This is a genomic window from Jeotgalibacillus proteolyticus, from assembly GCF_002926065.1.
GTDB lineage: Bacteria > Bacillota > Bacilli > Bacillales > Jeotgalibacillaceae > Jeotgalibacillus > Jeotgalibacillus proteolyticus.
In genome coordinates, this window is sequence record NZ_PREZ01000001.1 from 501,674 (window position 1) to 528,120 (window position 26,447).

At 41.4% G+C, this 26,447-nt stretch carries 30 protein-coding genes, 1 tRNA gene and 1 other RNA gene; 7 read left to right on the forward strand and 25 right to left on the reverse strand.

Annotated elements, in window-relative coordinates; translation table 11 throughout:
- Window positions 1-21 precede the first annotated feature (21 nt).
- The 13 genes from paaX to uvsE form a co-directional block, all read right to left on the reverse strand.
- A complete protein-coding gene (gene paaX / locus C4B60_RS02555) occupies window positions 22-900 on the reverse strand; it encodes a phenylacetic acid degradation operon negative regulatory protein PaaX (RefSeq protein WP_104056423.1) in 879 nt (292 codons plus the stop codon).
- Window positions 901-1,009: 109 nt separating this feature from the next.
- A complete protein-coding gene (locus C4B60_RS02560; protein WP_104056425.1) occupies window positions 1,010-2,212 on the reverse strand; it encodes an acetyl-CoA C-acyltransferase in 1,203 nt (400 codons plus the stop codon).
- A complete protein-coding gene (locus tag C4B60_RS02565; RefSeq protein ID WP_104056427.1) occupies window positions 2,209-3,081 on the reverse strand; it encodes a 3-hydroxyacyl-CoA dehydrogenase in 873 nt (290 codons plus the stop codon). The genes C4B60_RS02560 and C4B60_RS02565 overlap by 4 nt, the downstream gene beginning before the upstream one ends.
- Window positions 3,082-3,166: 85 nt before the next feature.
- The gene (locus tag C4B60_RS02570; RefSeq protein WP_104056429.1) at window positions 3,167-4,684 is read right to left on the reverse strand and encodes an aldehyde dehydrogenase family protein; all 1,518 of its coding nucleotides are present in this window, start codon (window positions 4,682-4,684) and stop codon (window positions 3,167-3,169) included.
- Between the two features lie 16 nt (window positions 4,685-4,700).
- Window positions 4,701-5,474: an enoyl-CoA hydratase-related protein gene (locus C4B60_RS02575; RefSeq protein ID WP_104056431.1), complete on the reverse strand. Its 774-nt coding sequence runs from the start codon at window positions 5,472-5,474 to the stop codon at window positions 4,701-4,703.
- Between the two features lie 10 nt (window positions 5,475-5,484).
- Window positions 5,485-6,264 (reverse strand): enoyl-CoA hydratase/isomerase family protein, encoded by a 780-nt coding sequence (locus C4B60_RS02580; protein WP_104056432.1) that lies wholly within the window; start codon window positions 6,262-6,264, stop codon window positions 5,485-5,487.
- On the reverse strand, window positions 6,257-6,565 hold the full coding sequence (locus C4B60_RS02585) for an EthD family reductase (protein WP_104056648.1): 309 nt from the start codon (window positions 6,563-6,565) through the stop codon (window positions 6,257-6,259). The genes C4B60_RS02580 and C4B60_RS02585 overlap by 8 nt, the downstream gene beginning before the upstream one ends.
- Window positions 6,566-6,588: 23 nt before the next feature.
- A complete protein-coding gene (gene paaD / locus C4B60_RS02590; protein WP_104056433.1) occupies window positions 6,589-7,098 on the reverse strand; it encodes a 1,2-phenylacetyl-CoA epoxidase subunit PaaD in 510 nt (169 codons plus the stop codon).
- Between the two features lie 12 nt (window positions 7,099-7,110).
- Entirely contained in the window at window positions 7,111-7,914 is an 804-nt protein-coding gene (gene paaC, locus C4B60_RS02595; protein ID WP_104056434.1) for a 1,2-phenylacetyl-CoA epoxidase subunit PaaC, read from the reverse strand.
- On the reverse strand, window positions 7,911-8,264 hold the full coding sequence (paaB, locus tag C4B60_RS02600; RefSeq protein ID WP_104056435.1) for a 1,2-phenylacetyl-CoA epoxidase subunit PaaB: 354 nt from the start codon (window positions 8,262-8,264) through the stop codon (window positions 7,911-7,913). The genes paaC and paaB overlap by 4 nt, the downstream gene beginning before the upstream one ends.
- Window positions 8,265-8,281: 17 nt before the next feature.
- Window positions 8,282-9,199: a 1,2-phenylacetyl-CoA epoxidase subunit PaaA gene (gene paaA, locus C4B60_RS02605; RefSeq protein ID WP_245153847.1), complete on the reverse strand. Its 918-nt coding sequence runs from the start codon at window positions 9,197-9,199 to the stop codon at window positions 8,282-8,284.
- A 129-nt stretch (window positions 9,200-9,328) separates the two neighbouring features.
- The gene (locus C4B60_RS02610) at window positions 9,329-10,654 is read right to left on the reverse strand and encodes a phenylacetate--CoA ligase family protein (RefSeq protein WP_104056436.1); all 1,326 of its coding nucleotides are present in this window, start codon (window positions 10,652-10,654) and stop codon (window positions 9,329-9,331) included.
- 203 nt (window positions 10,655-10,857) lie between these two features.
- Entirely contained in the window at window positions 10,858-11,781 is a 924-nt protein-coding gene (gene uvsE, locus C4B60_RS02615; RefSeq protein ID WP_245153848.1) for a UV DNA damage repair endonuclease UvsE, read from the reverse strand.
- A gap of 59 nt (window positions 11,782-11,840) precedes the next feature.
- Between uvsE and kynA the strand changes: the two genes are divergently transcribed.
- Entirely contained in the window at window positions 11,841-12,698 is an 858-nt protein-coding gene (kynA, locus tag C4B60_RS02620) for a tryptophan 2,3-dioxygenase (RefSeq protein ID WP_104056438.1), read from the forward strand.
- A 97-nt stretch (window positions 12,699-12,795) separates the two neighbouring features.
- Window positions 12,796-13,167 (forward strand): hypothetical protein, encoded by a 372-nt coding sequence (locus C4B60_RS02625; protein ID WP_104056439.1) that lies wholly within the window; start codon window positions 12,796-12,798, stop codon window positions 13,165-13,167.
- A gap of 174 nt (window positions 13,168-13,341) precedes the next feature.
- Here the strand turns inward: C4B60_RS02625 and ssrS are convergent.
- The 5 genes from ssrS to C4B60_RS02645 all read right to left on the reverse strand — a co-directional run bounded on the left by ssrS (window position 13,342) and on the right by C4B60_RS02645 (window position 15,900).
- Window positions 13,342-13,525: non-coding RNA, 6S RNA (ssrS, locus tag C4B60_RS02630), on the reverse strand.
- 60 nt (window positions 13,526-13,585) lie between these two features.
- Window positions 13,586-13,960 carry a nucleotide excision repair endonuclease gene (locus C4B60_RS02635; protein ID WP_104056440.1) on the reverse strand — a complete coding sequence of 125 codons (375 nt, stop codon included), beginning with the start codon at window positions 13,958-13,960 and terminating at the stop codon, window positions 13,586-13,588.
- A 127-nt stretch (window positions 13,961-14,087) separates the two neighbouring features.
- Complete coding sequence (locus C4B60_RS02640; RefSeq protein ID WP_104056441.1) at window positions 14,088-14,276, reverse strand: DUF3813 domain-containing protein; 189 nt, start codon at window positions 14,274-14,276, stop codon at window positions 14,088-14,090.
- A complete protein-coding gene (locus tag C4B60_RS21335; RefSeq protein WP_167578555.1) occupies window positions 14,276-14,437 on the reverse strand; it encodes a hypothetical protein in 162 nt (53 codons plus the stop codon). The genes C4B60_RS02640 and C4B60_RS21335 overlap by 1 nt, the downstream gene beginning before the upstream one ends.
- Window positions 14,438-14,781: 344 nt before the next feature.
- Window positions 14,782-15,900, reverse strand: coding sequence for an NAD(P)/FAD-dependent oxidoreductase (locus tag C4B60_RS02645; RefSeq protein WP_104056442.1), 1,119 nt, complete (start codon window positions 15,898-15,900; stop codon window positions 14,782-14,784).
- 154 nt (window positions 15,901-16,054) lie between these two features.
- Here C4B60_RS02645 and C4B60_RS02650 point away from each other — a divergent pair, with 154 nt between their 5' ends.
- Both C4B60_RS02650 and C4B60_RS02655 read left to right on the forward strand, forming a co-directional pair.
- Window positions 16,055-16,480 carry a hypothetical protein gene (locus C4B60_RS02650; RefSeq protein WP_104056443.1) on the forward strand — a complete coding sequence of 142 codons (426 nt, stop codon included), beginning with the start codon at window positions 16,055-16,057 and terminating at the stop codon, window positions 16,478-16,480.
- Between the two features lie 202 nt (window positions 16,481-16,682).
- Window positions 16,683-17,294, forward strand: coding sequence for a DUF3298 and DUF4163 domain-containing protein (locus tag C4B60_RS02655; protein WP_104056444.1), 612 nt, complete (start codon window positions 16,683-16,685; stop codon window positions 17,292-17,294).
- 45 nt (window positions 17,295-17,339) lie between these two features.
- Here C4B60_RS02655 and C4B60_RS02660 read toward each other — a convergent pair whose 3' ends face one another.
- Window positions 17,340-18,479, reverse strand: coding sequence for a zinc-dependent alcohol dehydrogenase (locus C4B60_RS02660; protein ID WP_104056445.1), 1,140 nt, complete (start codon window positions 18,477-18,479; stop codon window positions 17,340-17,342).
- Window positions 18,480-18,759: 280 nt separating this feature from the next.
- Window positions 18,760-19,878 carry a PQQ-dependent sugar dehydrogenase gene (locus C4B60_RS02665; RefSeq protein WP_104056446.1) on the reverse strand — a complete coding sequence of 373 codons (1,119 nt, stop codon included), beginning with the start codon at window positions 19,876-19,878 and terminating at the stop codon, window positions 18,760-18,762.
- A gap of 216 nt (window positions 19,879-20,094) precedes the next feature.
- On the opposite strand from C4B60_RS02665, the gene C4B60_RS02670 reads away from it, so the two are divergent.
- Window positions 20,095-20,340 carry a hypothetical protein gene (locus C4B60_RS02670; RefSeq protein WP_104056447.1) on the forward strand — a complete coding sequence of 82 codons (246 nt, stop codon included), beginning with the start codon at window positions 20,095-20,097 and terminating at the stop codon, window positions 20,338-20,340.
- Between the two features lie 82 nt (window positions 20,341-20,422).
- On the opposite strand, the gene C4B60_RS02675 is transcribed toward C4B60_RS02670, so the two are convergent.
- From C4B60_RS02675 to C4B60_RS02695, 5 genes are all read right to left on the reverse strand, one after another.
- A tRNA-Val gene (locus tag C4B60_RS02675) sits at window positions 20,423-20,495 on the reverse strand.
- Between the two features lie 123 nt (window positions 20,496-20,618).
- On the reverse strand, window positions 20,619-22,607 hold the full coding sequence (locus C4B60_RS02680) for a TRAP transporter permease (protein ID WP_104056448.1): 1,989 nt from the start codon (window positions 22,605-22,607) through the stop codon (window positions 20,619-20,621).
- On the reverse strand, window positions 22,600-23,136 hold the full coding sequence (locus tag C4B60_RS02685; protein ID WP_104056449.1) for a DUF1850 domain-containing protein: 537 nt from the start codon (window positions 23,134-23,136) through the stop codon (window positions 22,600-22,602). Before C4B60_RS02685 ends, C4B60_RS02680 begins: the two co-directional genes overlap by 8 nt.
- Window positions 23,137-23,213: 77 nt before the next feature.
- Window positions 23,214-24,203: a TAXI family TRAP transporter solute-binding subunit gene (locus C4B60_RS02690; RefSeq protein ID WP_104056450.1), complete on the reverse strand. Its 990-nt coding sequence runs from the start codon at window positions 24,201-24,203 to the stop codon at window positions 23,214-23,216.
- Between the two features lie 239 nt (window positions 24,204-24,442).
- On the reverse strand, window positions 24,443-24,985 hold the full coding sequence (locus tag C4B60_RS02695) for a phosphatidylglycerophosphatase A family protein (RefSeq protein ID WP_104056451.1): 543 nt from the start codon (window positions 24,983-24,985) through the stop codon (window positions 24,443-24,445).
- Window positions 24,986-25,113: 128 nt separating this feature from the next.
- Between C4B60_RS02695 and C4B60_RS02700 the strand changes: the two genes are divergently transcribed.
- On the forward strand, window positions 25,114-25,848 hold the full coding sequence (locus C4B60_RS02700) for an alpha/beta hydrolase (protein ID WP_104056452.1): 735 nt from the start codon (window positions 25,114-25,116) through the stop codon (window positions 25,846-25,848).
- Between the two features lie 82 nt (window positions 25,849-25,930).
- Window positions 25,931-26,446, forward strand: a complete 516-nt coding sequence (locus C4B60_RS02705; RefSeq protein WP_104056453.1) for a YjcG family protein — start codon at window positions 25,931-25,933, stop codon at window positions 26,444-26,446.
- Window position 26,447 lies beyond the last annotated feature (1 nt).

The window sequence follows — 26,447 nt, forward strand, 5'->3', positions numbered from 1 at the left end:
CCCCTTTAAAGTAAAGAATGGTCACTTAGTTTTTATGAAAGGATGATCCAGCGCATCATAATTTTCATTTCTATTAGTTAATTCGTTCCCTTCTTTGAACACAGATTCAAAAAAGCGAAGCGCCGGCTCGGCAAGCTCTTTATAATATTCACTGAATAAAGAGGCAGCATGGTCTCCCAGCCATTGATCCGGAAGAAGCTCTTCTGGAAGGGCAGGGTCGATAAATAAAAACTTCCGGTATTCATGAACAAGCTTTGTCCGTTCCACAAAGCATTCTGCATCTGTCATGCTTCCCTTTTGTATTTTCCCCTTATCTATAATGTATTTCTGGCTCCATTCGGTAATAAAAAGACTGTATTTTTCATTGATCTCCTTTAAATCCCAGCTTTTGCTCACTAAATGAGCATTGGTATGCGGGCCCTCATAGCGCGCAATAAAGAAATCAACGTACTCTTCAATTTGATATTTTTCAATCAGATCCTCTACCTGCTTTTCAAGCTGATTCGGCGATATCCAGCAGCTTGTTGACATGGAACCAAACCCGCTCCACACTAGTTCCTTCCGCAGTTCATCACGAATTGAACGGATTTCCTCAGGAATTGTATACATCAGCATTCTCCAGTTCCCATCCCAATTCGCAGGCTTAAGCTTAAAGATACGGTTTGCAGCTTCATCCATTCGTCTGGAGCCTCTGTCAGTAAGGGAATAGTAGCTTTTGTTTCCCTTCTTTTCTCCTTGAATCCAGCCCTGCTTGTTCATTCTTGAAATTGCTGCCCTGACAGCCTGATCATTATGTCCGAACTCATTAAGAAGCTTGATCAGACTGCCAATCCAAATCTTTTTGCCATAATTTCTAATGTAGTCTCCATATAGGGTGAAAATCATTGATCGGGTATTCATTCATGCTCATCCTTTACTTACCTGCTATTTTTTATGTTATTATCTTACCACTTTAAAGCGGTAAATTTCCTGAATAATTAGCATGAAGTCATATCTTTTTATTCCAAAACTAGCTGTATCTCTCGATTAACGTTGTTATTCCCTGTCCCACACCGACACACATCGTCGCAAGACCAAAACGGCCCTTTCTTTTATCAAGCTCATGAACAAGAGTCGTTAATATCCTTGCACCGCTCGCTCCAAGCGGGTGACCAAGGGCAATTGCTCCACCATTGACATTCACTTTCTCCTGGTCAAGACTGAGCTGGTGGATACAAGCGAGTGATTGGGAAGCGAATGCTTCATTCAACTCGATCAGATCGATATCTCCTATGTCTAACCCTGCACGGTCGAGGGCTTTTTGGGTGGAGTATACGGGACCTATTCCCATAATAGAAGGATGAACCCCTGCAGAGGCAGAGCCTGCATAACGTGCAAGAGGCTTCAACCCAAGTTTTTTGGCAGTTTCTTTTGACATCATAAGAAGTACAGAAGCTCCGTCGTTAATTCCTGATGCATTGCCTGCAGTGATCGAACCGTCTTTAAATAAAGGCTTAAGCTTACTCAGCTTTTCAATCGTAACGCCCGGCCTTGGATGCTCATCCTGATCAATGACAACTCTGTTCCCTTTTTCATCATCATACATAACTGGGACAATCTCTTCTTTAAACCTGTTTGCCTGCATCGCACGCATGGCCTTAAACTGACTGTTATAGGCAAATTCATCCTGAAGCTCCCTGGATATTGAGTAGGCTTCAGCCACATTTTGAGCTGTTTTTGGCATGCTGTCTATACCATATTTAATTTCTATTTCTTTATTCGGAAACCTCCAGCCGATTGTGGTATCAATAAGCTCCATATTTCCCCTGCCAAACTCTTTCTCAGGCTTTCCCATAACATAGGGAGCTCTCGTCATGCTTTCTGTACCACCGGCGATAAATACTTCACCTTCTCCTGCTAAAATCGCCCGGGCAGCGTAATTAACTGCATCAAGTCCCGAGCCGCAAAGGCGGTTAATCGTTGTGCCGGCAGTTTCAACCGGAAGTCCGGCAAGCAAAAGAGACATCCTTGCAACATTTCGATTGTCTTCTCCAGCCCCGTTTGCGTTGCCGAGCACAACCTCCTCGATCATGGCCGGATCAAGCGCGGGATTCCGTACAAGAAGCTGTTTTAAAACGATAGCTGCCAGATCATCAGGACGCACCGAGCGCAATGCGCCATTATATTTTCCTATAGGCGTTCGAACAGCATCAATGATTACGGCTTCTCTCATGTGCTCTTACTCTCCTCGTATTGGCTGCTGTAGTCATATACCCCTCTGCCGGTTTTCCTGCCTAATCTTCCTGCTTTTACATATTGAACAAGCAGCGGAGAGGGTCTGTATTTTTCACCTAAGGTAGAATGAAGATACTGTAAGTTATTTAATCTTGTATCAAGCCCTACTAAGTCCCCCAGTTCAAATGGACCCATTGGATAATGCAAACCAAGCTTTATAGCCTTATCAATCTCTTCGGGTGAACCAAGTCCTTCCTGCAGCATGTAAAAGGCTTCATTTCCGACTAAAGCTGAAATTCTGCTCGTAATAAATCCTGGGAATTCATTTACTGTGACAGTTTCCTTGCCAAATGCAGCTGCAAGCCTCAATGCCTCTTCAACTGTTTCATCACTCGTTTCTAGCCCTTTGACAATTTCAATAAGAGACATTTTATGCACGGGATTAAAAAAATGCATCGCAATTACCCTTTCAGGCCTGGCGGTAAAAGAACCGATCTCAGTTGGGCTCATCGTTGAGGTGTTTGTAGCAAAGAAGGCATGCGCTGGTGCATGCTTATCCATTAACTCAAAAACGTTTCTTTTCAGCTCTATTTTTTCCGGTACTGCTTCAATAATAACGTCCGCTTTACTGCAGGCTTTCTTGAGATCAGCTGAATATTTAAGCTGATTTTTTACTCTATCAGTTTCTTCGTGTGACATCTTCCCCCGCTCGATCCCTTTATTAATAAGAGAGAGAATATGCCCTTTCGCGTTTTTTAACTGTTCCTCACTAATATCAGCAAGTACAACACTGCATTCATTCATCGCTGCAACATAGGCGATCTCCCTGCCCATAACACCCGCGCCAATCACGATAATGTTTTTCATTCTTCTGCCTCCTCTAAGCAAAAATGTAGAAGGATCCCATAAAAAGCAGGGAAACCCCCTCTTTTTCAAAGGATCCATGGTTTTTCTATACGCCTAAAGGATTTAGCGGCTTCGGACCATAATAGGATACAATGCTTTTGGTTTCACAATATAGATCAAGTGTTTCTACACATAACTCTCTTCCAAACCCCGACTGTTTATAGCCGCCAAAAGGAGTCCCGGGAAAGGCAGAAAACGGGCAATTAACCATCACAATGCCTGCCTGGATCTGCTTTGATACCCTGGTAGCCCGGGCGTGATCCTTCGTCCAGACAGCAGACCCAAGACCATAAATACTGTCATTTGCCAATGCAACTGCTTCTTTTTCATCCTTGAATTTCATTACTACTGCTACAGGACCGAATATTTCTTCCTTAACGGCATCCATGTCATGCGTGACGTTTGAGATTACAGTAGGCTCGTACCAATAGCCATTTTCATACCCCTCAACGGATGCCGGAGCTCCTCCCGCTTCAATAACCGCCCCGCTTTGTTTAGCAGATTTAACAAAGCCATCGATTACCTCGAGCTGACTTTGATTGATAATTGCACCGACATGCGTCCCTTTACTAAACGGATCTCCGAGAGCAAGTTTTTTCGTTTTTGATATAAATTTCTCCATAAACTCATCATAAATGCTCTCCTGGATGTAGATGCGCGACCGAGCTTCACATGACTGCCCTGAATTATAAAAAATTCCAAATAAAGATCCATCAACAGCTGCATCAATATCGGCGTCTTCAAAAATAAGGCTCGGAGATTTACCGCCAAGCTCAAGTGTAACGCGCTTTAAGGTTGCTGAAGCCCTTTCCATAATGCTTTTGCCGACAGGAGTGGAGCCTGTAAATGCCACCTTATCCACTTTTTCGTGGTCCACCAGATAATTGCCTACCATAGAACCGGAGCCCGGTACAATATTGACCACTCCTGCCGGAACGCCGGATTCAATACAAATTTCTCCTAAAACAATAGCGGTTAAAGGTGTTAAAGAAGCAGGTTTTACGACAACTGAACAGCCTGTTGCAATCGCTGGCGCCACTTTCCAGGCAGCCATCATTAGCGGGTAGTTCCAGGGAATAATTTGTGCGCAAACACCGACCGGCTCGTGCTCGGTATGATTTTGAAAAGCACCGGGAAGCGAATTTACACTTCCTCTGTGGCTGACGATGGCACCAGCATAAAACTCGAAATCCTCTATCGCCTGCATCACCTGACCCTGTGCTGCAGCAATTGATTTTCCGGTATCGAGGATTTCAAGCTCCACCAGCTCATTAAAACGGGACCGCATAATAGAAGCGATTTTATTTAACATTCTTGACCGTTTATTCACAGGAAAGTGTCTCCATTTTCCGTGATCAAACGCTTGACGTGCAGCAAGGATTGCCTTCTCAGCATCCTCATTAGTTGCTTTTGCTACTGTAGCAATCTCTTCTCCTGTAGCCGGGTTCACGACGGTAAAGGTTTCTCCTGAGGTGCTTTCAGTGCGTTCGCCGTTAATAATCATGCTGTAATGACTGCGCTTCATGTCCATTGGCTCAAATTTCTCCTCTTTAATTGTAGACATTCTCCCATCTCCTTATCTAGTTCCCTTGAAAATCAGGTTTCCTTTTTTCTTTAAAGGCTATAACTCCCTCTTTATGATCGTAAGAAAGTCCTGCGATTCGCTGGCTGTAGCTTTCTGCCTCCAAAAATTCATCTAATGGCATTTCCCAGCTTCTTGACAGCTGCTCCTTAATAAGCCCGAATGCCTTTGTAGGCAGGCAGGCCAGAGTCAGAGCAAAACTTTGAACCTCGTTATCCCAAGCATCCTCTGTGATAACCTTTGTCGCAAGGCCAAGCTCCATTGCCTGCTGAGAACTAATTTTCTCACCAAAGACAGCAAGCTCCATCGCTTTTGCATGACCAATTAATTTAGGAAGGTAGAATAAGTTGCCTGAATCCGGTATCAATCCTACATGGATAAAAGCCTGAACGAGCTTCGCTTTTTCATGCAGCAAACGAAAATCACACGCAAGAGCAAGACTTAATCCTGAGCCTGCCGCCACCCCATTCACTGCAGACACAATTGGCTTTTTACTTCTTGAAATCTGCAGGATGACCGGTGTATAGCGGCTTCTGATCACCTCTCCGTGGTCCAGATCATCCGTTACTCCCTCAAGATCCTCGCCTGCAGAGAACGCTCTCCCATTTCCTGTAATCACAATGCAGCGCACCTCCTGATTGCGCTCTGCATCCTTTAAGGCCAACAGCATTTCTTTGTGCATAATCTCATTAAACGAATTCAATTTATCCGTCCGGTTTAGTCTTATCCATGCAATATTGTTACTGCATTCATACTGAATTGCTTCCCCCATACGCTTCCCCTCACTTCCCTTTAAAGTCAGGTGCACGTTTTTCCTTGAATGCACGCATCCCCTCTTTTTGGTCCTCTGAAGAAAATAAAAGATAAAAATTTTTTCTCTCTGCCTGCATCCCTTCAAACAATGGGAGGTCTACTGCTTTATGTACGGATTCTTTAATCATTCGAAGGGATAAAGAAGGTTTTTGAGCAAGCAATCTAGCAAGCTTCATTGCCTCTTCAACTACTATTTCATTAGGAACAGCAGCACTGACAATACCAAGTTCTTTTGCTGTTTTTGCTGAAAATCGTTCCCCTGATAAAAGCAGTTTCATCGCATTGGATCTTCCTATAAGCTTTGTCAGCCGCTGAGTTCCTCCTGCGCCGGGCATAATGCCTAAGCTGACCTCAGGAAACCCAAACTCAGCATCATCAGAGGAGAGCAAAATATCACAGCAAAGTGCAAGCTCAAAGCCACCCCCAAGGACATAGCCATGAACTGCCCCAATGATCGGCTTTTTTATCCAGGTAATTCTATCCCATACCGTAAATTGATTTAACAGCTCAAGCTCAATTGAATTTTTATTCATCATTTCATCAATGTCAGCACCGGCAGCGAACGCTCTTCCCTGTCCTTTTAAAACAATTACCTTGATGAAAGGATCCTGATCAAACTGCTCTAAAGCCTGGACAATTTCTTCCACCATCCTTATGTTCAGAGTGTTTAATACCTCTGGCCGGTTTAACGAAATCATCCCAATATCCTCACTGGTTTCAGTTAAAATAGTGGAAAAGCTGCTACTCATTTACTTCCTCACCGATCATTAATGTAACTAAGTCTCCTGCAAATGACATTAAATCCTTACCCGAAGCTTTTGCTTCATCTGTTTTCATTGCTGTTTTTAATGCTTCCTGACTTTCATATTCCATTTCACACATTAAGTAGTACTTTCCTTCTCCTCCCATTGGGCTTCCAGTCATCTTTGTAACCGTCATTTTTTTAAGCCCTGGTATTTGTGATGTAATGGGGCTGTGCGTTCCAAAATAATGATCATCAAAATCCTTCTTATTTTCAGGATGTTTATAAAGCGCAATTAATTTTGTCATCATTTTTCATCTCCTTAAGTGTTTTACATTAATGTGGATAAAGGCTTCATCGCTTCAAATGGGTTTTTACAGCTTTTACAATACAAAATACTTCTGCAGGCAGTGGGTCCGAAAAGATTTTCCATCGTCGTATAAAGAGAATCACAGTAAGGACAAGATACCTCCCACCCCCCTTTCATTACGTCTATTTTAGGCGGGGGTGCAATACCAAATTCCTTTAGTCGTTCTCTTCCTTCAGGAGTTACCCTGTCTGAGGTCCACGGAGGATCATTCAAATAATAAACATTAGCATGCTGAATCCACTCAATACTTGCAAGCGCTTTCAAAACTGTTGATTTGATAATATCCAGAGCCGGACATCCCATAAAGGTCGGCAATAGATAAATATGAATGACTTGCTTATCGCCATCAATTTTTTCTACCATTCCAAGCTCAATAATGCTGACTGAATCAATTTCGGGATCCTTAACCTTGTGCAAAACGTCCAGCAGCTGATTTTGCTCACCCTTTGTGAAACCATTCCCCCAATTCATCTCATTCCTCCTTTACCACACAGCACCAGGGTCTGAATGGTACACTTCTCCGAGTGTGTTCAGTGCTTCCGATAAGTCTTCTGTGTGCTCCCCGAAGCGTCCTCTTCCTGATAAAGAAGTAAACTCCCCTTTATAAGGGATTGATAAATCGTTGAAAACAGCGTTAATATTAGCATGGAAACTCAAAAGAAGTCTGCTTTCCTCTTCAATTAACTGTGCTTTAACAATTTCTTTACTCAAAGGACCAAGTGACAGAACATCCTCAAACTCTGCTTCCACCTTCGCTATCGCTTTAAGCATCCGTTTTTTTGCTTCTCCCCCTGCATTAAGTAATTGAGTAAACCATACCGTCCAGTGCATTAAGTGATAATGAAGCTCCATGCTGATTTTTACAGCTGCTGCTGCAAGAGGAGGATAGGAGGATTGCTTTAGGGACTCAATTTTCACTTTTTTTGCCTGCGAATAGTAATAGTGGCGGACAACGGTAAAAGCCCAATCATAGCGCGGCTCATGGAGGTAATGTCCTTCTCCGTTCACAAGCTCAAGCAAAACAGCATTTTTGCGTTCATTCGATTTTCTCGCATGAGATAAATAGTCCCGGTCTTTTTCTCCAAGCTCTTCAAGCAGCTGATAATACATCGCCGCATGCCCCATTGTATCCTGGCTGATGGATGAGAAAGCAACATCCTCTTCAATATGAGGTGCCAGCCCAAGCCATTCTGATCCTCTGTAGGAAATAATAAAATCGTCATCAGCCAGCTGATAAAGCAGTTCAATTACTGCTCTTTTTTCTTCTGTGGAAAGGAGTTCGTTCATTTTTTCATCTTGCCTCCCCAGGAGAGAATTTCCTTCTCATCGAGCATCTCCTGCTCATATTGGCGCCATTTCTTTTTAAGATAGCCATAGCCTTTTGTATTCCTGTATTCCTTATTATCAATTCTCGGCAAGGATTGCTTTTCAGCGTAATTCATCTTCCTCACAGCCGACCGTCTGACGACCCAAATATCAGCAACAGGCTCTCTTCTCATAAAATTTTCCTGTGCAAGCACGAGAGCGAGCTCTTCATTTGGAGCCAGCAGGCTGAACTGATGCTGCATAGCGGCAGTGTCTGACCTTTTGCTAAATACCTCATACTCTTGATAGAAATCATTTTTGTTTGAACTCATCCAAATCATCCTCTCCCTTAACCGGCTTCGTTTTCGGATCCGGATGATAACGCACTTCTGACCCATTCATTATTTTCATAGGAAAGCTTTCTTAAGCGAAGTCGTTCCTGTGACTTAGGCCCTTTATTCCGGACAATTTCTTTGAATCGATTCCAGTCCGGCTGCCTGTAAATCCACTCTTTCTTTTGATCATCAAAATGCATGGTGAGATCGGGGATTGTTAAACCGAGTGAAAGGATCCTTGGTACATATTTTGTGAAAAAGTCCTGCCTTAGCTCTTCATTGGATTTTGACCGGATTTTGTATTTGGCCGTTATATCCTGCTTTGAAGTGCCTACAGCCTTTGCATCTCCAGGTCCAAAAAACATTAAAAGCGACTCCCACCATCTATTAATTGAATCCTGAATCATCGCTTTTTGAGCCTCTGTTCCTTCAGCAAGTGCTAAAATGATGGCTTCCCCGTGCTGGGCATGGAAAACCTCTTCTGCACATATTCGCTTTAGCGCTCTGGCATACGGTCCATAAGAGGCACTTAGCATATTGGTTTGCGTAATAATTGCAGCACCATCCACCAGCCAGCCAATTAGACCGGCATCTCCCCAGGTCGGCGCTTCCATATGAAAGACATTATGAAACTTTAAATCTCCTGAAAAAAGATCCTCCATAATGTCCTCGCGTGTTTTGCCAAGCGGTTTAATTAAATCCTCCGTAACCCGAAGAAGAAGCTGGCCATGACCCATTTCATCCTGCACCTTTGCCATAATCCCAAGTTTACGCTTTAACGAAGGAGCCTTTGGAACCCATTCCTTCTCTGGAAGCGCTCCCATAATTTCGCTGATTCCATGCATAGAAATCAGCTTAATTAGTACATTTCTATACTCATCCGGCATCCAGTCATCTGCTTCAATTTTTTCCCCTGCTTCAATTCGTGCCATAAAAGAAAGGATTTTTTCTTCATCCTTGTTTATTGAATGATTAATGATTTTACTCACCACCTATATAACGTTATTTTAACGTAATTATATAATATCGTAATACTTTGTCAATAAAATAGTCAGAATTTTTTATGTATAACTATTTAATTTTCTCCGGTCAATGACCCGTACAGCTTTTCCTTCTGAACGGGGTAATGTACTCGGCGCACATACTGCTACTTGAATATTCAGCATTAGAGAGGCTTTCAGCTGCTGCTCGATTCTTTTAGCCAGCTTCTGAGAATGATCACTGTTAACAGAAAAACTTGCTTCCTTATAAAAAATTTCCGTTACCTCCACATTCAAGGTCACAGTATCCATTGAACCTGTAGTATTTACATAGAGCTGGTAGTGAGGCACAACCTCTGCAGAAGTGAGCAGCTGATGTTCAATCTCCGAGGGATACACATTTACTCCTCTCACGATCAGCATGTCATCAATTCTTCCTTTTATTCTAGACATTCTTGCTGTTGTTCTGCCGCAGATACAAGGCTCTTTCGTAATAGAAGCAATGTCTCCTGTGCGGTACCGAATAAGAGGCAATGCTTCTTTCGTCAGACTTGTAAAGACCAGCTCACCGTCTTCTCCATCTCCGACATTTTCAAGTGTAACCGGATCGATCACCTCGGCTAAAAAATGGTCTTCAGCTATATGCAGACCGTTTTTCCCGTCACTGCATTCCATTGCTACACCTGGACCCATGACTTCACTTAATCCATAAATATCACAGGCCTGGATTCCCATCTTCTTTTCCAAGACGCTCCTCATTTTCTCAGACCATGGTTCAGCACCAAGAATCCCGAAACGTAACGAGTTTTCCCCGGGAGAAATCCCTGCCTGTTCCATTTTTTCAGCAATATTCAGTGTATACGAGGGGGTTCCGCAAATAATGGAGGGTTTAAAATCCTGAATGAGCCGAATTTGCCGCTCAGTATTACCACCTGAAACCGGAACTGTTACCATTCCAAGCTTTTCACTGCCGTAATGCAGCCCTAATCCGCCTGTAAATAGCCCATAGCCATACGCATTATGTAAAATTTCCCCCTCTTTTCCCCCTGCCATGGAGATAGCCCTTGCCACTACGCTGCTCCAAACCTCTATATCTTTTCTGGTGTACCCTACTACAGTCGGCTTTCCACTTGTTCCAGAGGATGCATGCAGCCTGACAATTCTTGATTTGTCAGCTGCAAAAAATCCAAATGGGTAATGGGTTCGCAGATCTTCCTTCGTCGTAAAGGGATAATTCTTTATTTCGTTAACATGCTGAATGGATAAATTACAGCCGGAGGTTTCCGCGAATACTTTTCTATAAAAAGGAACATTATTATAGACCGTGGCCAATGTATTTCGAAGTCTTTCAAGCTGAAGCTTCTCCAATTTCTGCCTGGTTAATTTTTCTTCTTCATGTAAAATCATTTTTACCCCTCCTTATTGTATGACGAAATATTATCGTTTATATTATTAGTGTTATACTGTAAACAGAACGTACCTTTAATTGTCAGAAAAGTCAATCATTATTTAGTTTCATAAATAGACAATCGCAAGAACACCAGCGGTTGAACATTATTTAAACAGAAAAAAACTGAAGCTTCATGAAGAAGCTCCAGTTCCGTATCCTATTATGCGTTTTGAAGATGGAGATGCGGCAGCACTGATTGCTCTTTTAGTTTAGCTTCAAACATTATATCTGCGTCCTGATCACCAATTATGCTTAACAGTGCTTTTAAATCATCTTCCAGTATTAAATTGTGGTGGCTTCGGTCAGTGGAGTGGCTTTTTCCGCTGCTGATATGGCACTTAGGCTTTTTATCGCCCCAGCTCTTCCAAACAGCAGGAAGTAAGGACAAAAGCTCCTCATCCCCCATATTGCAGTTATGGTGATGGATGTCAAAGCAAACAGGAGCTCCGGTGAGTGAATTTACCTTTACCACATCCTCAAGGGTAAAAGACTTATCATCATTTTCAATGCGCAGCAATGATTTAATGCCATCTGAAAGTCCATTGTAATTCTCAGCAAAGCGCTCAATCGCTGACTCTTTATCACCATAGACCCCTCCAACATGGAGAATCATATCGCTGCCTCCAACCAGGTTCATGATTCGTTCATGATAGCGCAGATCTTTTTTTGTGTTTTCAACCACAGAAGGGTTTGGGGAGTTTAACACATTGTATTGACCAGGATGACAGCTCAAGCGCAGATCATAACGCTTTTGCAGCTCATATATGTGTTCAGTAATGCTCAAAACCTCGTCATCCTCCCACCATTCCCATGTATTAATAGGATGCGTGGCAAAAGGCACAATATCACTGCTTAACCGGTAAAAGTAAATGTTATGTTGAATATTCCACTTAACAGCGTCCAGAGTTTGATGGAAATTGCTAAGCGTTAGTTCCTTAAGGTATTCAATCCCTTTTTCCTCCACTGTTTTTAAGCGGCAGGTTCTGAACTTAGTCGGAATGGATAAATTGATGCAGGCATAGCCGAATTTCATTGATAACACCTCAGTCAGTAATTTCACTTTATTTAGGTTCGTCTCACGCAAGAGTAATAAATAAAATGCACTTCTTCAATTTTAGATGTGTTGAAAGGGAGAGTTGTTTAATGGACAAGCATTTAACTACCACTACTAATTCTATTCCCCAAAATGAAAAAGGAATTCACACCGATTTCACCCATTCCATGACGTATGGAGAATATTTAAGTCTTGAGGAGCTTTTATCTGCACAAAACTGTTTATCCGACCACCACGATGAAATGCTTTTTATTATTATCCATCAGGTAAGCGAGCTTTGGATGAAGCTGATTCTTCACGAGACTCAATCTGCGGTTAAAGCTATTGAACAAGGGCAGCTTGAGACTTCCTTTAAACGGCTTGCACGTGTTTCGAGGATTCAGTCACAAATTATTCAGGCCTGGGATGTCCTGGCTACACTGACTCCTTCAGAATACAGTGAGTTCAGGGATTCACTCGGCCAGGCATCTGGATTTCAGTCCTACCAATACCGGATGATCGAATTTCTCCTGGGCTTTAAAACGAATCATGTGCTAAAAATTTATGAAAAACAGCCAGCTCTCTATAAAGAACTGCAAAAAGCTTATACGGCTCCAAGCTTATACGATGCAGCCATTCATTCTCTTGCCAGGGCAGGACTGCACATAGAGGAGACTATTCTAAACAGAGATCTTACAAAGCCCTACCAATCAGACGAATCTGTAAAGCAGGCATGGCTGAAAGTGTATCGGGATGTTGATACGTATTGGAATTTATATCAGCTGGGAGAAAAGCTTGTAGATATAGAGGATTGGCTTTTGCAATGGAGGTTTAGACATATGAAAACGGTAGAGCGGATTATCGGTTTCAAAACCGGTACAGGAGGATCATCAGGCGTGCATTATTTAAAACAGGTATTAGATCAGCGTTTTTTCCCGGAGCTTTGGGATTTGCGTACTGAGATTTAATCTTAAGGCTAGAATTGATTTACTCCTAAATGAGGGTTGTAACACGCTGGGCAGCTGTCGCATATAATAGCCTTATAGTTTTTTTAGGAGGCGCTGCATGCTGAGGAAAAGATGGGTATGTATTATTTTTCTAATCCTATCCACATCTACAGTCAGCTGGATTAGCCATGAAGACTCAAGTAAAAAGCACTTCAATGCCGGGCTGCCCGTTTCTTTTCAAAGCTTTAGTGATGGGGATAATGAACCACCATTACACAAAGGGTATTTATTTTACGATCTTAACACTCAATGGCTTTTTATCATTTCAGCACTTGTCTGCAGGAAGATCAGAACGCCTGACTGGTATTATCATCATCTATTCAGTTTCTTATATCCTGTTTATTTTCAATCTTTATTTGTGGACTTCTCTCTACGGGCAGTTTTACTTAAATCTCATCCTGAGAGGGGTCTAAAATATGTTTTGGCTTAAACTTATCGTGATTGGTATTTTCTCGTTAACTGCTGTCAGTATTTTCACTTTTCACGGAATTGTTCTTTTCCAGGCTTTTGTAAGCTTATTGAAAAAAAGTTAACACCGCTCCCTTCTTTAACAAAAAAAGTCAGTCCCTGTAAAGGGACTGACTTTTATGTGTGAAATTTTAAAGCCGCATTTGCCGTATGGATTAAGAAAGTTTTAAACCACCACTCCTCAAAGTGGGTGTTCGCAAAAACATTCATGTATGTCCTCCTTGTCATATAGACGGAGGCCTGCCAATTCCGTTTTTATTTAAAACTCCCTATTACAGCTTAAAGGTTAAAACTTACTTAGTTAGTACGAACAACGCAGCCTGTTTTGATATCATACACGATTTTCAGGCGGGGTTCAATTAATTTGACCTGTCATTATTTTATTTGAAAAATACTTTTTCGACATTATATTTTGATTCAAATTTATTAATGATATAGGTCTCATAAATTTCCCGTTCCATCGAGTCTTCAACGATACTCACGTCAATCCGGTAAATCTCATCGCGGTGCTCTTTTACAGGTGAAACATTGTCCTGGAGATGTTTTTTTACCCGCTGTCTGAGCTTTCTTGCTTTTCCTACAAATAAAAGTTCATCGTTTACGTTGTAAAACATAAAGATACCGCCTTTATCACGGGGGATTTTATGAAGATCAATAAAGCCCTGGACCGATTGAATCTCAGGCTCGCCTTTTGAAAATGATTGTTTTCTTTCTGTAATGCTTACATCAATAGCTGGAACCTCAATTTTAATCATCTGCTCACGTCCTTACGTAATATAAGAGTTAATCCTATCATAAGTAACCGCTTAAGGCTATAGGTCCGATCATGTGCATATGTAAAAAGAAAGGAAACTGAAGTCCAGTTTCCTTTTGCCATAGCGGCTAAAGGGAATCCTCAAGATGACTTATGCGTTTTTGCATTCCTCTTAGCTGTTCCTGTTCAGCCGGAGTGGAATTTGCAAAAGCAGACGAAAGACTGTTTTTAGCCCGTTCTATATCTCCCTGCCCCTTATAAAACTGTGCTTTTTCCACAAATTCACGGGCTTTTTGATAAAGAAGATTTTTCGACATTAAAAGCCACCAAGAGTCGGATCTTTTACTGCGTCAGAATGATCGGCAGTACGGGAAGAAGCTTCTGAATACGTCATATGGTAAGGAAATCGTTTATCATGCTGTTCAACTGCATTTTTACCCTGCTGAACAAATCGCTTTGATTTATTTCTTTTTCCCATAACATATTCCCCCAGTCCTTTTTTGTACAGCTGCGTACAAAGATAGTATGGATGAAAACGAAGGGAAATTGAGCTGAAATTTTTATACGTGCTGGCAGATTTTTCATTGAATGAATACAGCCAAATGACACATTCTACTAAGGCAAGGGAACGAAAAACTCCAAATGGGGTGAGGGCTTTGGACGATCATCAATCAACTCTCTGTCAATTCATTTTCATGTAAATGAGGTGTTTGCCAAAGATAGTTGGATATGACGGATAAAACCATTCGTGCTTTTGTACAAGGAAATACAACAATGGTGTACTTCCTTGTGGCTGCCGGGCCTGTGCCCGGCAGCCTTTATTTATTTACGAATAGCCCCTTCTACCGGGTATAGCCCAATCTCAATATCCAACTCTTCCTTCAATGCAAGCTTCGCCAGCTGAAGACCTAAAAATGGCCCCGTAGTCAATCCCGATGCCCCCAGCCCATTTGCAAAGAACAAGTCTTTAAAACCTGGTATTTCCCCTATTACCGGGAGAAACCCTGGAGTAAAAGGACGATGCCCTACCCGGGTTTCTGTAATTTCAGCATTAATAAGGCCAGGAGCTGCATCAAGTGCCTTTTCCAATATTTCATGCATCCCTCCAGCAGTAACACGGGTATCAAACCCCCTATCATTTTCATGGGTAGCCCCAATTACCACTTTGTTTTTTCCGAATGGAACCAGGTACTGGTCATTTGGCGGCATAATTACCGGATATCGTTCATTTAGTTCGTCTTGAGTTTTCAAGTGGACGATTTGTGCTTTTTGGGAGGACATGGCTATATCCACCCCAAGAGGCATTAAAAGATCTCCTGCCCAGGCACCTGCTGTCACAATAATCACATCCGCTGCGATTTGCTCTTTATTAATTCTCACCCCTGCTCTTCCATTTGAATGAGAAAATAGTTCAGCATCTCCTTTAATAAACTGAACGCCTTTTCTTTCAGCTGCCCTGATTAATGACTGACAAAGTCTTCTTCCATCCACTCGTGCCGCTCCTGAAACGTATAGCGAGCTATAATGGTCAGCCAGCAGTGGAAATATCTCTTTGGTTCCTTCGCTTGACAGCTTTGAAATAGTGCCCATTTCTGGTGCATCCTCTCTCTTTTTACAAGCACGCTGCTCCATCTTATCCAGCTTTATAACATCATTATGTAAACTGAGAGCCCCTACTTTTTTATAGCCCGTTTCTTCTTCGCCATCTTCCTTTAGCATTTTAATTAACGTGTCGTAGTAATTTGCTCCTTTTTTTGCCAGCTGATACCAGGCCTGGTTTCTTCTTTGTGAAAGCCACGGACAAACGATTCCAGCTGCAGCATCAGTAGCCTTTCCTTTATCAAATCGGTCCACTAATGCAACGCTTACGCCTTTTCCAGCTAAGTGGTAAGCGGTTGAAGCGCCCAAAATTCCGCCGCCAATAATTATGATTGATTTCATCTAATCACCCTGCTTTTTGTTGTAAATTGTCTGCTTTTATACTACAGAATAGACAGTACCTCGACAATAAAATTAGTAATTATTTTACTATAAAACTGGATTTTTTGCTGATTTTCTGTTAAGATAAAGGATAAGTAGTTAGGAGGGATCCGTAATGAAAATAGACACACAAGAGTATGTCTACGGAATAGATGCTGCTGCCTCCATCCTTGGATTAACAAATGAATTAGTTAAAAGTCAGGCTGATAATAATGAGTTGCTATCAAATAATACTGAATCTGTACAGATCTTTAACCGCTCTCAATTATTTGCTATTCGATACAACACCATTAACGAACAAATTAAATCTTTACAGATTAAGTATAAATCAATTCCTACTTTTGATGATCGATTAACGGTAGCTAATGGAAGTCAGCGCCATGATATAGCAGAAATTTTGACAAAGCTTGAGCATTCTGTCCTTTCAAGAGGATTGAGAGGAAATCAGGAAGTACGAATTCATCACAATAACCAGATTATCAATATCTCATGCAACATCAGATTTTACCATGACAATATGAAGGTTATCTTCTTTAATTAAAATAAAGTCACTCACATCCGCCTAGGTGAGTGGCTTTTATTATTGGAAAAATCATGGGGCTCTAAAAACTGGTGCAAAAAGTCTCTAGCGATCCCCTTTCTCTTATTAAAGGAAAAAATAAATGGATAGGAGAAATAATTGCTACTTATTTTATTACAATGACATATAGTAGTACAAGCTTTGGTTTGAAAGGATGGATTAAATGGACTTGCCAGTTACCATTAAAACAGAATCCCTGATAAATCCTGCAGCTAATATTCGAGTACATTATCCAATGGTTACCGGGCTAAACAATCCAGTCACTGAAAGAATGATCAATACAGCGATTATCGAACAACTAAACAGAATGCTTCTCGATCTTGGGTATCACGATCAAAACCTTCAGGAAATGGTTGGGTTTTACGAAATTAAAACAAATGAAAGAAGGATCCTTAGTCTTTTGCTGATTGTTTACTCCTATACCGGCGGGGCTCATGGGCTTACATTAAGTAAATCTCTTAGTTTTAATGTTGACAGCGGGAAACAATATGCCCTGTATGAACTTTTTAAGCCTAATGCTCCCTATGTAGAGAAGCTATCACAGATCATAAGTAAAAAAATTAATGACTGGAACATTCAGCTTCTCGAGCCGTTTACCCAAATCAGAAAAGATCAGGATTTTTATTTAGCTGATCACAGTCTCGTTATTTTCTTTCAGCTTTATGAGATAACTCCTTATGTAGCAGGCTTCCCTTACTTCCCAATTCCCATCCTGAATCTGACAGACATTATGAGTGATACAGGACCCTTACCCAAGCTCTTACCCTTTACTTAAACACGAAAAGACCCCGATTTTCTTTTGAAATCGGGGTCTTTAGTATTAAGGTTTTAAGACAACCTTAACACATTCATCTTCGTGATCATTAAAGATCTTGTAAGCATCACTTGCCTGATCCAGGCTCATTTTGTGAGATACAATCTCTGTTGGATCAAATTCACCTGCTTTAATCATTTCAAAGAGCTTCGGCATATAGTGAATAACCGGTGCCTGACCCATTTTCAATTCTACATTTCGTTCAAAAATATTACCTAACGGGAATGCATTATACTTTGAGCCGTATACTCCTGTCAGCTGAATGGTGCCATATTTTCTGACAGCATCAATTCCAATATCAATTGCACTTAGTGTTCCACCCTGCAGCTTCAGCTTCTGACCAATTTCCTCCGGGATGGATTTCTTTCCGTCCATTCCAACACAGTCAATAACCTGATCCACCCCGCCATTGGTGATTTCTTTAATATGATTTCCCATTTCCTTAAATTCTTCAAAGTTAAATATTTCAACATTGTTCATTTTTTTAGCGCGCTCTAATCGGTAAGGAAGATTATCCACCGCAATAACCCGCTTTGCCCCTTTCATCCAGGCAAATTTTTGCGCCATTAAGCCGATCGGTCCGCAGCCAAGTACGGCTACTGTATCCCCTTTTTTAACGCCTGCACTTTCAATACTCCAGTAAGCAGTTGGCAATACATCCGACATAAAGAGGAGTGCTTCATCTTCAAGCTCAACCGATTCCGGAATCACAAGCGGCATAAAGTTGCCAAATGGTACACGCAGGTATTCAGCCTGTCCGCCCGGGTGGTTACCATAACGCTCGGTAAAACCAAAGTAACCGCCTGTATCAATCTCAGGATTCGGGTTTGAATTATCGCACTGGCTTTCTAAATCATGCTGACAATAAAAACACTGACCGCACGATATATTAAACGGGATAACGACACGATCCCCTTTTTTAACTTTTGTAACTTCAGGACCAACTTCTTCTACGATTCCCATTGGCTCATGCCCGATAACATAATCCTTATGAGCAGGCAAAGCTCCCTGGTAAATATGTAGATCAGATCCACAAATGGCAGTAGAGGTAATTCGAACAATGATATCATCGTTTTCCTGAAGCTTCGCGTCTGGAACTTCCTTTACACCAATATCCTTAATTCCTTGAAACGTAACAGCTTTCATGTAAAAAACCTCCATTATTTTTAAATTTGGTCTTCTTTTAGAATTACCCTATGTTTCCAAAAGTATTCTAAATAAAAAGTCCTATTTTGGGAGAATTAACCTAAAGCAGCTTACATAACAGGAAACTATTTTACTATTTTTGTAAAGGAAAAGGAACTACAAAAAATGTTTGTCTCTGTTTTCTATTTACGGTTAACTGATCCGATTCTTAAATGGACAAATGCCGGCAGAATGAAGATTATTCATCACCAGCATTTCATAAGCCCATTTTTTTCTTCGTTCATTCGGTTAATGAAACTTTATATAATTTATCATCATTTTCCCCGGGATCCCCGCGACCATCAGTATTATTACTAATAAAATACAGCATGCCGTCTTCGATCATTACATCCCGGACTCTTCCTAATTCAGTAACGAATTCACTATACTCATTTGTTTCAAGATCAAATTCCAGCACCGCAGTTCCTCTTAGCGCTGCTACATATAATTTATCCTCATAGTAATCCATACCTGATGGCGCCCAGGTTGAATCCTCTCCGGACGTAAATATAGGAGCGATCATATCCTCCTGCTCCTCATTCCCTTCAATAACCGGCCAGCCATAATTAGAGCCGTCTTCTATCTCATTAATTTCATCATTTGCAGAATTCCCATGTTCACTTGAATAAAATGTACCATCGGTTGACCAGGCGAGACCCTGAGGATTACGGTGGCCATAGCTAAATACATAGGAATTTTCAAAAGGGTTATCATCCGGCACCGAGCCGTCCGTGTTTAGTCTGAGAATATTTCCACCCAATGATTCAATGTCCTGAGAAAGATCGGGCTCAGATGCATCACCAGCAGTTGCATACAAATAACCATCCGGGCCTAATTTTAGCCTTCCTCCATGGTGTACACTGCCGCTTGGAATTTCATCCAGAAGAACACTTTCTTCAGTCCAGGTATTATCTTCAAGACTAAGCGTTACAATGCGGTTAAACTGTCCTTCATTATTTGTATACGTATAATAAGCATAGGCCAGATTTGATTCGGAAAAGTCCTCCGTGAGCACAAGCCCAAGCAACCCTGCTTCAGAAGCCGTTGCTAGTTCTTCCTCCAGTGCCACTTCCTGTCTTTCTGCTTCCCCATTCTCAATTTTAACGATGCTTCCTTCTCTTTCAGTCACATAAAAAGCTTCATTCACCTTCTCAATAGACCATGGAATAGAAAGATTCTCCGCAATTACCTCCGGTTCCGATTCAACTTCTGTTGTATCGTGCTGATTGTCAGTCTGTTCACCGTTTGATTGTTCATGTCCATTTGCCTCCGGCTGGGATTCTTCAGCGTTTTCTTCCTGAGAGCAGCCTGCTGTGAGCAATAATAGAGCTGATGCTGATGTAATCAATGTTTTTCTCATGTAATGTGTGATCTTCCTTTCTGCTTTTTTCCTTGACTGGTTGATATAGGAATTTTCCCTAAGAAAGGGTCCGGCAAACTAAAAACAGCCCCCTTTCTCCTGTGTTAGAAAAAGGAAGCTGATAAAAGTTGTAATACAATAGTTTCTACTTCTGTATTATTATGTTACCCTAAATCCATTAATGGAGAATTCATCTATATTAATGGAGGTTGAATAATGGATTGGGATATATCTTTAATTATCTTTATTAGCTTAAGTGTGGTGATAATCGGAACTTTACTTGGAAAAAAATTTAAAGGACCCATCTACCACCCTATTGATACTGAGGACCCTCACCTCCAGGCTCATGTCAGGGAGATGATAAGTAATGGAGAAAACGATGTAAAGATCATAAAATCTGTTAGAGAAAAAACGGGTGCAAGCCTTTTGGATGCAAAGAAGTATGTTGATCGGTGTAAGTAAGCGTTGAAAAAGCCATAAACAACTCAGTAAATCTACATAAGAAAAAACCCTCACTGCTAATGGCAGGAAGGGTTCTATCTGATGATTCCGACTGGGTTCGAACCAGCGACCTCCACCCTGTCAAGGTGGCGCTCTCCCAGCTGAGCTACGGAATCTTAGGGAATATAACGACAAAATCTATTTTAAATTAAATCTTAGAGTTCGTCAATCCTGTTTTAATAGATTAATTCCATAAAAAATTTCCCTCTGGCCAGATAAAAGGTCAGAGGGATTTTTTATTAAACCTGTACGGGCTGAATTTCCTTGTCTTTACGCTTCCAAACAAATTGAAGAACAAGCAAAGCAACAAATATAACAGCACCAAAGATGTCGGTCAACCCTTCCGGATAAACCAGCATTAAACCGGCAGCACCGGCAAGAATTCGTTCAATCGGATGCACAGTTCTGTACCAGTAGCCGATTACCCCTGCACCGATCGCTGTCATACCGGCAAGAGCCGTTACAACTGCAAGACTGATTTCAAAAGCATTTGTGTCGATCAGCAGCAATTGAGGAGAAAGGACAAACATATACGGAATAATAAATGCACCTATTGCCAGTTTGGCTGCATTCACACCAGTTCGTATCGGTTCTCCTCCTGACACCCCTGAAGCGGCAAAGGCGGCAAGCGCTACGGGTGGAGTGATATCAGCTACAATTCCAAAATAAAATACAAATAAATGCGCTGCAAGAGGCGGTACATCCAACAGGATCAAGGCCGGCGCAGCTATTGTTGCGGTTATAACATAGTTTGCGGTTGTAGGTGAGCCCATACCGAGAATAATAGCAGCAATCATGGTGAAGAACAGAGTAAGAAGTAAAATCCCCCCCGATAAATCAACAAGACCATTAGCCAATTTCAACCCAAGCCCGGTTCTAGTTACCACACCGACAATTAACCCGGCACAGGCAGTTGCTACGGCAACAGATAAAGCCGTTCTTGCACCATCTGCCAAACCGTCGATAAATTTACGTAAATTAATCCGTGTATCTTTGCGGATCATACTGACAAGAATGGTTACAACAATTGAATACAGTGCTGCCCTTATGATGGAATTTCCATCTAATAACAAAAATATAACAGCAAAAATAGGTGTTAAGAGATAAATCTTTTTCAGAACAACCGATTTTTTTGGAATATCCTTATCTGGAAGACCTGTTAAACCGATTCTTTTAGCTTCAAAGTGTGTAATGATCCAAATGCCTGCAAAGTATAAAATAGCGGGAATTGTTGCAGCCTTTGCGATTTCCCAGTACGTAACGCCTCCGATAAATTCAACCATTAAGAATGCTGCTGCCCCCATAATCGGCGGCATCAATTGTCCCCCTGTTGAAGCTGCTGCCTCAACACCGCCTGCAAATTCTTTGCGGTAGCCAAGGCGTTTCATCATTGGAATGGTAAAGGAACCTGACGTAACAACATTTGCAACAGAGCTTCCGCTGATTGTTCCCTGCATGGCACTGGAGAAGATAGCAACCTTAGCCGGTCCTCCAACTCGTTTGCCTGCAAATGCAACAGCAAGATCATTAAAATATTGACCAATACCTGTTTTGACTAAGAAGGCACCGAATAAAAGGAATAAGAATATAAAGGTTGCAGATACATAAAGTGGTGTACCAAATATTCCTTCTGATGAAATGAACATTGTATTAACCAATGATTCTAGATTTAATCCCCTGTGGCGTAAAAAACCTGGCATTTGGGGCCCGAAGTAGGCGTATGCCAAAAAGAGAGATGCAATAACAGTGATAGGTAGCCCCACTGCTCTTCTTGTGGCTTCCAGCACGAGAAGGATGGCGATAAGCCCCGTCCAAAAATCCATAGGCGTTATACTTCCGATCGTGTTTACAATCCTCTCTTCATTTAACGGATAATAGGAACCGACCCAGATAGACACCAAAGCAAGTATACCGTCATACCAGGGCAGCGTTTGCTTTCGCATTGATTTTTTTCTTGCAGGGAATAACAAGAATACGAGAGTTAAAGCGAATCCTAGATGAATAGACAATAAGGTTTGTCTTGGAATAGATTGGGTGATGGCAGCGTAAATTTGGAAAACGGAAAACGCTACAAGTCCAATAAAGACGACCCAGTTCATGATTCCTTTATATTGTCTTGTCCTGGCATCCGGATCGTATTTAGCAAGCAGCTCTTTTTGTTCTTCCTCCGTCAGCTGTGCAGCTTTATTATTATCCGGAAGCGGATTTTTTATTTTGTTTTTATCCATTCATATTCACTCCTTTTAACAGCCGTAGCAAAGTTAAATGCTTAACTTCAATTTTGATTAGGGTTCCAGGCTCGATGAATTTATGCAGCTCATATTGTTTCCCGTGAGTATTAATTTTATGGCTTATTACTACCTGGCTTGTACTCAAATTTATGGATGGAAATACACGGTTCATGTCCATAATAAAGTATTTTCCATCTTTCTCTACAAACCTTTCCCCTTTGAGCAAGGCATTTGAAGGCATTCCAATTGCCATATCCTCAAACTGAAGGGAAGTCTGTTGAATTCGATTTCCGGATAAAATAATGTAGGTATCAATAACAGTCGATCGATGGATTGAATGGGTATATTCAAGCTGAAAGATTTGATCCTCCCCGACCGGGAGATAGGCTAGAACTTCCTGTGAATGAAAGTCCTGAAAGGTTAATGATTTTTTTACAGGCAAAAAAATAAAGAAAACTGATAAAAAAACTAAAATTGCAGAAATCCAAATCCATTTTCGTCTGGTGAAATTGAATGCACCGGCCATAAATTGTCATCTCCATAAGAATGGACAAACAGGCCCGTTAAGGACCTGTTTGCCTGCACTCTAATGATTATTCATACTTATTCTGCTTCTACGCCCTGTTCATCGAAGTAGCGCTGAGCACCAGGGTGAACATCAATTCCAATACCCTGAAGGGCAGTATCGGCAGAAATAAATTCACCTTTTGGATGTGTAATTGAATCTGTATTTTCAAAGATAGCTTTTGTTATGTCGTAAACTAAATCATCTGAAAGCTCAGAAGATACTGCAAGCATCGCCTGAACTGCGACAGTAGGAACTGCTGACTCTAGACCATAAATTCCTGAAGCAACTTCGTCTGTAGAGTAAAATGGATACTCATTGATAAGCTCCTGCGCTTTATCTTCAGCTACAGGTACAATGACAACATCAACCTGAGCTGCAAGACCCTCAACTGCACCTGTAGGCGTTCCGCCCGTAATAAAAGCTGCATCGATAGAGCCATCCTGGATGCCGGTTGTAGAATCATCAAAAGAAAGGTTTTGTACGCTCATATCATCAAATGACATTCCGTGTACTTCAAGAATCTGTTCAGCATTCAAGCGCGTACCTGAACCTGACTCACCGACAGAAACGGTTTTACCTGCAAGATCCTCTACTGACTCGATTCCAGAATCAGCTGTTGTTACGATTTGAATCGTTTCAGGATAAAGTGTTGCCAATCCGCGAATGGTTTCAATCGGCTGATCAAACATTTGCGTTCCTTCAACAGCGTAAGAAGCAATATCAGTCTGTACAAATGCAACCTCAGCTTCTCCATTGTCAATCATAGCCATGTTTTCTGCAGAAGCATTAGATGTTATAGCATCCGTGTTAATGCCAGTCTCATCATTAATAAGATTTGCAAAAGTACCGCCAAGTGGATAGTATGTACCGCCTGTACCGCCGGTTGCAAGACCGATGAAGTCCGGATTGCTTTCACCTTCATCGCCGCCGTTATCTCCTCCGCCGTTATCGTCCCCGCCGCACGCAGCAAGAATCATAGAGAGGGCAAGCAGCATAACCATGCCTAAATAAAACCTCTTTTTCATTGTAGTTCCCCCTTTTATAAAATTGCATCACTACGTATACTATTTTATCACGAGTTGTTACAATTTTGTCAATCTCCACAAAAAAACAGGGAACTACAATGTAATTAAAGCCTTTAGTACCAACATTCAAGCAGTGTTTTCTATATATTACATAATGTTTACGGTTCGAATTTTTTTATCAGTACACTTATTCCGCTTTATTTTTTGCATAGAAGCTGCATGTAATTATGGCATGCAACTTATTCATCCTCAATTATACGGCGTTCCTCTGCCGGAAGGTTTTCCTGAATATCCCGGAGTCTGTGTGCGAGTCTGGATGAAGCATTGGCTGCAATACTTGCAACCATATCATCCAAAAAAGTATGAACGCTGCCACCGATCTTCGTGTCGAGCTTATCAATAATTCCGATTTTATTTTTGTCTAAATGCCCAAAGGTTGTAACGGCGATGCTGCCGTATCCAAGTGAAGCACCGAGTGCAATTGTCTCATCCACTCCAAACAGCCCTTCATCCGCTTCAATAATAGACTGAAGCGGCTCCGATAATTTTTTTTGTTCCGCCAGCCGGTCAAGTTCTACTCCGACGAGAAGTGCATGCTGAATTTCTCTTTTCAACAGGACCTTTTCTACACTGTCCACGCATTCTTCCATCGTTAATTTGCTATTGTAAGGGCTCTGCATTTGCATTACAATCTCAGCGATATCCAAAATCGTAACCCCTCTATCTGTCAGGCATTCTTTTGCTGCTTTAGTTACATCACGGGAATGCACTCTTTTTACCATCATCTTTCCTCCTTGTTTTAAGAAAGCCATTTTCTCTATAAAAACTCTTCACTGCAAAGCCTTTTAAATGTTATGATACAATTTATCTGTAAACGCTTCAAATCTTTATGTGAAATGGAGGACTGGAAATGGCTGCTGCAGGAAAAATTAATGAACACTCAATATATAGCGAGGCACTTCAGGAAGAGATCACCTTTCTGGTTTATTTGCCTCCAAACTATTCTCCTCTATATAAGTATACCGTCTTAATTGTCCAGGACGGAAAAGATTATTTTCAGCTGGGAAGGCTGCCAAGGCTGGCGGATAAATTAATTACTGAACAGGAAATTGAAAACATGATCATCGTAGCTGTACCCTATCAGAATGTAAAAGACCGTTCCCGAAAATATCATCCTGAAGGGGAACAGCATGAAGCGTATATACGTTTTGTTGCCAGAGAACTTGTTCCTTATATTGATGCAGAATTTCCGACGTACCAAATGGGACTTGGAAGAGCACTTATGGGAGACTCTCTTGCGGCTACAGTATCCTTTAAAATAGCACTAAAATATCCTCATACCTTTGGAAGAGTGATTATGCAGTCGCCATTTGTGAACGATGAAGTCCTTGAAGCAGCCCGTGCTTTTAAGGATGTACACTTAGTGAATGTGTACCATATTATAGGTACTGAAGAAACAGCTGTTAAAACCACACGAGGGGCTGAAGAAGATTTTCTTACGCCAAACCGCAGTCTTCACAAGGTGATGACAGAAGCCAATTTCAACGTATTTTATGAAGAGTTTGACGGCGGCCATACCTGGAAGCACTGGCAGCCGGATTTAGAAAGAGTCATGAAAATGATGTTTACAAAAACCGCTTACTAATTTTTAGTTTTCCACGTGTCGTTTTTGGTATAATTAAATAGAATAACCGGGCTTATTGACAACTGCAGAGGAGGAAATAGAGATGACGAAATTTGGTATTGCTGTTTTTCCATCTAAAAAGCTTCAGGATTTAGCGAATTCATACCGTAAAAGGTACGATCCTCATTATTCGTTAATTCCACCGCATATTACGCTGAAAAATCCTTTTGAAGCAACAGATGAAGAAATAAAAAAAATAGCTGATAAATTAGTGGAAGTTGGAGAGCAGACAAAACCATTTACTTTACGCGCTTATAAAATCAGCTCTTTTCAGCCTGTCAACAATGTCATATATATGAAGGTGGACAGCACTCCTGAATTGCTTGCCCTGCACGATGCTCTTCACACGGAGGAGCTTGGAGGGCCGGCTGAATTTTCCTTTGTCCCCCATATTACGATTGCTCAAAAGCTGTCAGATGATGAGCACTCAGATGTATTTGGATCTCTTAGAATGGCGGGCGTAAATCATGAGGAAAAGATAGACCGCTTTCATCTTTTATATCAGCTCGAAAACGGGTCCTGGACCGTTTATGAAACCTTCAGAATTGGAAAGGAATAAA